Origin of the sequence: Paenibacillus phytorum (assembly GCF_013141715.1) — a bacterium.
Taxonomy (GTDB): Bacteria; Bacillota; Bacilli; order Paenibacillales; family NBRC-103111; genus Paenibacillus_E; species Paenibacillus_E phytorum.
Map to the genome: position 1 here is coordinate 88,738 of NZ_WHOA01000115.1, position 8,185 is coordinate 96,922.

At 47.2% G+C, this 8,185-nt stretch carries 8 protein-coding genes and 1 pseudogene; 1 reads left to right on the forward strand and 8 read right to left on the reverse strand.

The window, feature by feature from the left end; all coding sequences use genetic code 11:
* Positions 1-360 precede the first annotated feature (360 nt).
* The 6 genes from GC098_RS17220 to GC098_RS17245 all read right to left on the reverse strand — a co-directional run bounded on the left by GC098_RS17220 (position 361) and on the right by GC098_RS17245 (position 6,035).
* Positions 361-621: a hypothetical protein gene (locus tag GC098_RS17220; RefSeq protein WP_171644349.1), complete on the reverse strand. Its 261-nt coding sequence runs from the start codon at positions 619-621 to the stop codon at positions 361-363.
* A 95-nt stretch (positions 622-716) separates the two neighbouring features.
* Positions 717-1,583: a carbohydrate ABC transporter permease gene (locus tag GC098_RS17225; RefSeq protein ID WP_171644350.1), complete on the reverse strand. Its 867-nt coding sequence runs from the start codon at positions 1,581-1,583 to the stop codon at positions 717-719.
* Between the two features lie 67 nt (positions 1,584-1,650).
* Positions 1,651-2,523 (reverse strand): carbohydrate ABC transporter permease, encoded by an 873-nt coding sequence (locus tag GC098_RS17230; protein WP_171644351.1) that lies wholly within the window; start codon positions 2,521-2,523, stop codon positions 1,651-1,653.
* A gap of 60 nt (positions 2,524-2,583) precedes the next feature.
* On the reverse strand, positions 2,584-3,891 hold the full coding sequence (locus GC098_RS17235; protein ID WP_171644352.1) for an extracellular solute-binding protein: 1,308 nt from the start codon (positions 3,889-3,891) through the stop codon (positions 2,584-2,586).
* A 51-nt stretch (positions 3,892-3,942) separates the two neighbouring features.
* Positions 3,943-5,025 (reverse strand): SIS domain-containing protein, encoded by a 1,083-nt coding sequence (locus tag GC098_RS17240; protein ID WP_171644353.1) that lies wholly within the window; start codon positions 5,023-5,025, stop codon positions 3,943-3,945.
* On the reverse strand, positions 5,022-6,035 hold the full coding sequence (locus GC098_RS17245) for an ROK family protein (protein ID WP_246358664.1): 1,014 nt from the start codon (positions 6,033-6,035) through the stop codon (positions 5,022-5,024). Before GC098_RS17245 ends, GC098_RS17240 begins: the two co-directional genes overlap by 4 nt.
* Positions 6,036-6,251: 216 nt before the next feature.
* Between GC098_RS17245 and GC098_RS17250 the strand changes: the two genes are divergently transcribed.
* On the forward strand, positions 6,252-7,319 hold the full coding sequence (locus GC098_RS17250) for a LacI family DNA-binding transcriptional regulator (RefSeq protein WP_171644354.1): 1,068 nt from the start codon (positions 6,252-6,254) through the stop codon (positions 7,317-7,319).
* A 145-nt stretch (positions 7,320-7,464) separates the two neighbouring features.
* On the opposite strand, the pseudogene GC098_RS17255 reads toward GC098_RS17250, so the two are convergent.
* Together GC098_RS17255 and GC098_RS17260 are read right to left on the reverse strand one after the other, a co-directional pair.
* Positions 7,465-7,632 (reverse strand): annotated as a pseudogene (locus GC098_RS17255) (Y-family DNA polymerase); the annotation flags it as partial.
* A 142-nt stretch (positions 7,633-7,774) separates the two neighbouring features.
* The coding region (locus GC098_RS17260; protein ID WP_171644356.1) for an ABC transporter ATP-binding protein at positions 7,775-8,185 on the reverse strand (411 nt) is incomplete at its 5' end.

Below are 8,185 nucleotides of genomic sequence, written 5' to 3' on the forward strand. Positions count from 1 at the left end.
AGGTTATGATAACGCTTCTTCTTTTCCTCCAAATACTAGTCAACACGGTGTATTCCCCCAGATGCTTATGCGAGTTTATCCCAAAAAAGAGAGGATGTATATTCATGGTACACCAACTGTTCTTGGTTTGAAAAGATATTCGTTGGTCAATAATAGGAATATAAATGATCCCCTTAGTAATTTAATAACGCTTGATACTGAATCCACCGATTAAGGAACATATTTGTGTTAAGCAAAAGATTCGACACACAGAAAAGGTGCTTAACATTAACAGCTCAAGTTAATGTTAAGCACCAGTATTCTTGTTACAATAGTCTTATTGCTGTTACTATCCCTAACAGGCTGCTTTTGGACTAAAGCCTATTTTCTTCGCATCAACACAAAATTTTGGATCATTTCCCCACTCAGCTGCTCCGGCGAACGATCGATTAGCCAGTTCTGACCGAACATTTGAAACACTTTAATCGTTGGAAAGTCACTCCAGAAACCGACAAACTCATCCGTCAACTCTACTTTGTCGACCACATGCCGGTTCATCTCCGTAAGATTGTCCAAGAGAATCGATTTCGCGGTCGAATCGCTGAGCCAATCGCTGAGCAAACTAAATTTATGCAGTGTCATTTCCTCACAACATGCGTTGATATGAGACTTTTTGCATGTTCAGCATACCAAAAATGCATTCCCTACACAGATCTCCTTAGAAATTAACGGATTTCTTACCCTTTGACTGCACCTGTCGTTAAGCTGCGCTCTACCTGGGAACTCATAAGTAAATACAGAATGATCGTAGGCAGGGTTGACATGAACAGTCCTGCTCCGATGGGTCCCCAAGAAGTTGAGTGTTGCCCCGACAACGACATGATCCCAACCGTCAAAGTCTTAAGGTTGTCACTGCTGATAAACGTAATGGCGAACATTAATTCGTTCCATGAGGACAAGTACGTAAATATGGACACGGTTGCGATTGCCGGCGCCACCAGCGGCATCATGATCAAAGCAAATGTCCGATAGATTCCGCTGCCGTCAATAAAGGCGGACTCTTCAAGCTCTCGGGGAAGCGTAACGAAAAAATTAACGATGACAATTATCGCAAGAGACAATCCGAACCCGGTATAAGGAAGGATCAACGCTAGTCGGGTGTCCAGAAGACCCGTATTTTTCAGAATAAGAAATATAGGAAGCAAGGCTGCATGAATAGGAATCATAAGCCCAATCATAAAAACCATCAGTGTCACTTTACTGAGTTTCCATTTCAACCTTGACAATGAATAGGCGGCCATAGTCGCCAAGATGGCGGTAAGTACCATCGTAGCAAATGTGACAATTAAACTATTGACAAAATATAGACTTAGTTTGCCGCCTGTAAACAAGGAACTATAATTCTCCCAATGCCATACCTTCGGAAAACCGATTACGTTTCCGCTGAATATATCTGCGTTATCTTTGAAAGAAAAAAGAAAGAGCCATACCAAAGGAAATATTTGAATAACAGCAAATAATATGAGAAAAAACTGCATGATCAAGGTGCTGATCCTGATTCCGCTTTTTCGTCGTGAAGCAATCGTTGCCTGTTGCACAGTCATTTTTAGGCCTCCAAACGAAAGTAATGGTCTAGAGTCTGTTCGACGAAACATCCGACGAAAAGACTCCCTAGTCCGTTTTAAACATTTTTTGAATCATAACCGTAAACAATAAACACTCTAGAATGATGATGATCGCAAGTGAGCTACCGTATCCGTATTGATATTGCTTAAAAATATTGCTGAACATCCATGTACTTGGTACTTCAGTAGCATGCATAGGGCCGCCGTTCGTCAACACATATATGAAATCAAACGTTTTTAATGACCCAATAACGGCAAAGATAGTCGATAATTTCAACATCGGTTTAATTAGCGGAATGGTAATATATATGGAGGATTTCACCCCCGTTGCTCCATCTATCCGCGCAGCTTCATAAAGATCCTCCGTTATGGACTTTGCCGATGCAAACAGAAGGAGCATATGATAACCGATATATTGCCAAACAATAGGTAAGAAGGCGGCAAGTAATGCGGTCTTCTCGCTGCCTAGCCATTCACCCTGCCAGGATTCCAAACCTAATCTCTCCAAAAACGCATTCAGAAGGCCAAAAGAAGGATGATAAATCTTCATCCAGAGTTGCCCGATTACAACCGTGGACATGACAACAGGGATAAAATATACGGTACGATAGAAACGGTTACCTTTCACGTAACCAGCCAGAATGAGCGCTAAGACTAGCGAGATCGGAAGCTGTACAAACACGGAGAGGATAGCAAGCACAATGGAATTCCATAACGACTGCCTGAAAATATCATCATCACGAAACATGGTTACGTAATTCTCGAGACCGACGAATACGCCCTTTCCTACGCCGTCCCAATCCAGCAGGCTATAGTAGAAGGAGATAAAAACAGGTAGCAGCACAATGACTGCGTACCACAATAATGCCGGCAATGTAAAAAACAATATCGCTTTCTTGTTACTTAAAACGCGATCCATGATAAGATCCTCCTTGAGGGAAAGGAGGAGAGCGATATACTCCCCTCCTCACGGATATGGTTATCTCTCTAACGCCTGCATTTGAACTCCAAATTCTTGAGGAGTTATTTTGTTTGCCAAAAGCTTCGCCACAAGGTTCATATGCGTTTCCCCTTGTTTGCCTCCCAGGTACAAATCATACAAGGGTACAACACCGGTAGATTTATTGAAAGACGCTAGAACATCTTTTAGTACCGGGTCGATTTTAGACTCGTCGACCTTCGTTTTCCAAGTAGGCAATCCAGCCCCCGCTTTGTAACCTTCGCTTGAGAGATTTTCAGTCAAATACTTCAAGAATTGAACGGATTGTTCCGGATACTTGGTTTTTGAGCTTACCATGAACGTGTCGAGCACGCCGCCAATCCATTCATTTTCATTCCCTGCGGCTCCTTCAATGACAGGAAATTTCATAACCTTAACTTTGGCTTTAACATCTGGAGCAGCGTCCAATGATTTTGCAAACCAGCTGCCATTGTAGTACATCGGTATTTTACCTGCCAGAAACACCGCTTCCGACTCATCCCTAGATAAACCCATATAGCCTTTCATAAAGGCATCCTCTTTCGCTAGTTTCTGAAGCTTCTCTGCAGCTTTTGTAAATGCAGCATCTTCAAATGATGCTTTGCCTCTCAATGCATCGAGATTCAGCTTTGTTCCACCTTCACGCAGTGCGATTACGTTTTGGTAAAACTCGCTTGTCCAGAGATCCTTGCCACCTACCGCCATCGGATCGATTCCTTTGGCACGGAAAGCTTTTACAACCTCGAGGAGCTCGGTATATGTTGTCGGTACTTTAATATTGTTCTTGTCGAACAGTTCTTGATTGACGAAAAAAGTTCCGAGCCACATTGTATACGGCAAGCCGTAAACTTTACTGTTATATGTTAAATTGTCCAGCGAACCGGCTGTAAGTTTGTCCTTTGTTCCGTCGTTCAGGTATTCGTCCAGAGCAAGAACCTTTCCGCCATCAACAAATGGCTTCGAGAAGCCCGCGCCATAACTAAAGAAAATATCCGGAAGTCCATCAGCCGCTGCTGCCGTTTGTACTTTCGTTTTATAAGCATCGTTCTCAGCGGACTCTACTTCCACTTGAATATCAGGGTGGTCTTTGTTCCATTTTTCTACTAGCTCATCCCGTATGGGTTTGAAATCTCCTGAAGGCCAAATGGTCCAGAGCTTCAGCTTGACTTTCTTCGCCGTTGCCGAAGACTGCCCCTCATTCCCAGACCCATTGCTAGTGTTGTCATTTGAATCTTTGTTGCCGCTTGAGCATGCAGTTGCAGAAAGCATTAGGAGTAATGCCAATACCAGGACCCAAAATCTTTTCATTTCACAGATTCCCCCTTAGATTAACTTGCACCTTTATATTTGCCTTCGCAGTTAAGCGTAGTCGCCAGGCTGCGTCTTGCTCTGCATTGCAACTCCAAAGTCGGTGTAGATACGACGGGTCAAGTCGATGCCCCGCCCGCCCGCGATGCGATACGCGAGGATCTGGAAGGGTACGACGAGCGCGAGGGGTGCTTGGTATTCGTCCAATGACACGGACAGCCCAAGCGTCCGTTCGTCGTTTCCTTTGCCTAGCCTTATGGTGTACGTATACGGTGTGATGCGGGATTCATACGCTATCAACGCCTCGAGCCGTTGCTTGACCGGGCTCTCCGTCTCCAAGAAAAAGATGCGGTGCTCCGCATTGACTTCCAGGTACGGGCCGTGCATGAATGCCTCTAGTTCGATCCCTTGCGTCGGCAGTCGGACCGTTTCCGAGAATTTCGTCTCGATCTCCTTCGTCGTGCCAACTGCCGGTCCATTGCCGATCAACGTGAACCGGGGAGCTCCCACGAACTCCTCCTTATAGCGCTCGTAGAAATTCTCCGTTGCCGATATGATGTCGGGCAGAGCCGCGCCGAACTTCCGAAATGCCTCGAGCTCCCTGCTTACTTGGTCGCGCGAAGCGATCCCTTTGCGTTCCGCAAAGCGGAGTCCAGCGAGCATGAAGGTGAGCACCGTCGCAGTAAACCCCTTGGTCACGTACCCGACCCGTTCTATGCCGCAGCCGATGTCCGTCGTCGCGTCCGCCGCCTCAGAGATCGCGCTGGTCGTATTGCTTGCCATTGCGATCGTCCTGATGTCGGATTCCTGGCGTACGCGGGCCAAAGCGCCGATCGTCGACGTGCTCTGGCCGCTCTGCGAGATGCCGATGGCAAGATCAACATGCGGGGAGATACGCTCATAATGTGTAAAATGAAACGGCTCTTTGATTTCCATCCGGACATCCGCCCACTTCTCGACATAATACTTAGCGCTTAAAGCAGCGTTATAGCTCGATCCAGTCGCGAATACGAGCCAGTCAGACGTACCGAGCGCGATGTCCACGAATTCCTCCACGTTGCCCGGAAAGCGCGAGAGGATCGATTGGACCATCTCCGACTGTTCCAGAACGTATGTCATCATTGTAGGCTTCATATTCGATAGGCCTCCTCCCCGGTTATGCCGATCGCTTGCATGCCTGCCAATGCCGCACCGACAAGTCCGGACTCCGGCAGCTTCGTCTTCACAAGAGACCTGGCAACGAACCGCATCGTTTTCGGATTCAAATACGATTTGACTCTGCCGACAAAATAATCACTCTTCGTGACGCCGCCTCCTAGAACGATCGTATCGGGATCGCTGACGCGCACGAGGTTCATGACAAGCGCCGCCGTGGCGCTGGCCGCTTCTTCGCAGACTCGCACGCAGAGCTCGTCTCCGCTGACAGCCGCAGCGAAAATGGCTTGCGCAGCGACGCGTTCGCCGTCGCGAACGGCAAGAGCCGAATTCGGATATTGGCTTCTCAGCGCCAGTACTCTCTCATGAAAACCGAGACCCGAAGCGATCCGTTCGACGCACCCTTTGCGCCCGCAGCCGCAAACCACATCGCTATGCAGATCGACAACCACATGGCCGACTTCTCCCGAATTTAAGCTCGCGCCGTTCACGTAATGCCCATCCACAATAAATCCTGCTGCGATTCCGGTGCCGATATTCAAGTAGATGAAATTGTCGGACTGTTTTCCCCATCCGAACCGTTGCTCCGCCTTCGTCGCACAAGCGACGTCGTTGTCGATGCCGCAACGGATTCCGAACGTTGATTCGATGATCGCCGTAACGTCGGTTGCTTCGGATTTTCCCGGTTCGATCTCTAGCCAGATACCTCGCATCCCATCGACCCGGCCGACGACCCCAATGCCAATTGCCAGCGGCTCCGACTGAGATGGAGAGGTCTTCTTAAAGTCAGCTATCGCATCGATAATATTCTGCAGTGCGATTACTTGGCTCGTCGTATCGCTTGGATAGGATTTCGTTCGAATGACCTCTCCCTCTACCGTGACCTCCCCTAAAAGAATGCTGGTACCTCCCAGATCGACCGCAATGACCGATCCTGAAAACTGTTTATTCATTGAATACATCCCCCACCAATTTGGTAACGTTACCAAATTTGATTATGTGAACCGCTTACAAGTGAAAGATTATCAGGTGACAACAACGCTGTCAACCTATATTTTACTGACAATATAAAGCCACCACCCATTCTTATTGCTAATCTCAATAATTAAAGATATTTTGGTATCGTTACCAAATATCTATTGCATCGCTCGATAAGTTGCGATAAAATCTAACTAGTAGCAAGGTTCGCAAAAGGATGTGTCATATTGAAGAGTAAGATTACTATTACAGAGATCGCCCAAAAAAGCGGCGTATCCGTATCCACCGTATCGCGCGTGCTGAACAATAGCCCCTCCGTTTCCCAGAAGAAGCGAGAGCGTATCCAACAGGTTATCGACGAGTACAACTACACGCCCAGTGTATTCGCCAGGGGTATGATCAATCAAACGACAAAAAACATCGGTGTTATTCTACCTGATATTACGAATCCTTATTTCGCCTCGTTATTTCTTCAGATTGAGAGTTTCGCCTTGAAACACATGTACGCTACGCTCATGTTTAACACGATGTTCTCTCGCGACTCAAAGCGCTTCGACACGCACTTATCAGAAGAGGATTACTTCAAAATCATTCTCGAGAAGCAAGTGGATGGCGTACTGATTCTAGGCGGCCAAATTGATAAAGAGGATATCCCGGATTCATTCATTCTCGCCCTTAACCAGCTTCGCCGTCACGTACCAGTCGTTATCGTCGGCAGTAGAATAGAAGGATGCGAATGCCTGTTCGTCGAGCGGAATCTCAAGCAGGGCGTAACGTCCATTGTGAATCACTTCATCGCGCTCGGCCACGACAGGATTGGCTTCATCGGAGGAGAACCCGGCATTCGCGTCACCTCTTCACGGATCGAGGCGTTCTCACAGGCGATGAAGTCGCTCGGACAAACTGTCTACGACCCTTACATCGTGACCTCGGACTATTACGCGCCGGACGGCTACGCCGCGATGATCCAATTGCTCGATGCCACCTCTGACAGGCTGCCATCGGCAGTCATCGCCCATAACGATATGGTAGCGCTCGGCGCAGTACGCGCCATGAAAGATCGCGGGCTGCACTGCCCCGAGCAGATCGCCATCGCGAGCTGCGATCAATTTCCGCTGAGCGAATACAGTATTCCGCGTCTGACTTCGATGGATCAGCATAACGAGTATTTGGGGCGAATGGCTGTGCTGCAGCTGATCAGTGCGATTAATGGCTCCGACGAGACGATTACTATCAATCACTCTCCCGAGCTCGTGGTCCGCGAATCGTGCGGCGCCACGTTCAAATCCCGTTAAGAAAGCCCCCTCTCTGAAGTTTAAAGACCAACAGTATACTATTATCAATTATGATTAAAAAGGAAGAGGATGCCGTTCGGCATCCTCTTTTCATATTGAATATATTTGACTCAAATGCTCGTCAAGGAATTGCTCGTCGATCGAAAAAACTTCTACGAGTGGGACAAGCAGAAAGTATGATGCCGGATCGACGAGCAGGATCACCAGCAACAACAACGGGGAAATTTTCTAAACCGGGATGAGTCTCCTTTTCAACGCTTGTGTAGAACGATTGACAGTCCGCAATGAAAATCGTCCGTTCCTTTGCCAACATAATCAGCTCCTATATAAGAACATTCGTTTGCGTCTCTATATATCAACGACGTATTGGTTATGCAAGCAGAAATTTTTCATTGAATAAATCAAAAAAACAATAAAACCGGAACACCTAATTCGGAGTACCGGTCTTATAAACACTAAATAACTTCATTCAACCGCCCATCCCGAAACCGCACAATCCGCTTCGCCTGCTGGGCAATCAATAAGTCATGCGTAATCAAAATAATCGTCCGACCTTGTGCATGTAATCTCTTTAAAATGTTTAAAATCTCCGCACCTGTCTTCGAATCCAGCGCTCCCGTAGGTTCATCCGCCAAAATGATCGGAGGATCTCCTGCCAACGTTCGTGCAATAGCAACACGCTGCTGCTGCCCGCCAGATAACTCTGATGGAAAATGCTTCTTGCGATCCAACAAGTCCACCTCTTCCAGTGCATGTAAAACCAGTGGCTCTCTTTCCTTTTTCGTCATTCCCCGATAAATCAAAGGCAACTCCACATTCTCATAGGCACTTAATCTCGGGAGCAAGTTAAAACTCTGAAAAACAAA

What these genes read in the sequence shown, in the direction of transcription:
- GC098_RS17230 (WP_171644351.1), bottom strand. Translation starts at nt 2,523, where the DNA reads ATGGATCGCGTTTTAAGTAACAAGAAAGCGATATTGTTTTTTACATTG.
- GC098_RS17220 (WP_171644349.1), bottom strand. Translation starts at nt 621, where the DNA reads ATGACACTGCATAAATTTAGTTTGCTCAGCGATTGGCTCAGCGATTCG.
- GC098_RS17240 (WP_171644353.1), bottom strand. Translation starts at nt 5,025, where the DNA reads ATGAAGCCTACAATGATGACATACGTTCTGGAACAGTCGGAGATGGTC.
- GC098_RS17225 (WP_171644350.1), bottom strand. Translation starts at nt 1,583, where the DNA reads ATGACTGTGCAACAGGCAACGATTGCTTCACGACGAAAAAGCGGAATC.
- GC098_RS17235 (WP_171644352.1), bottom strand. Translation starts at nt 3,891, where the DNA reads ATGAAAAGATTTTGGGTCCTGGTATTGGCATTACTCCTAATGCTTTCT.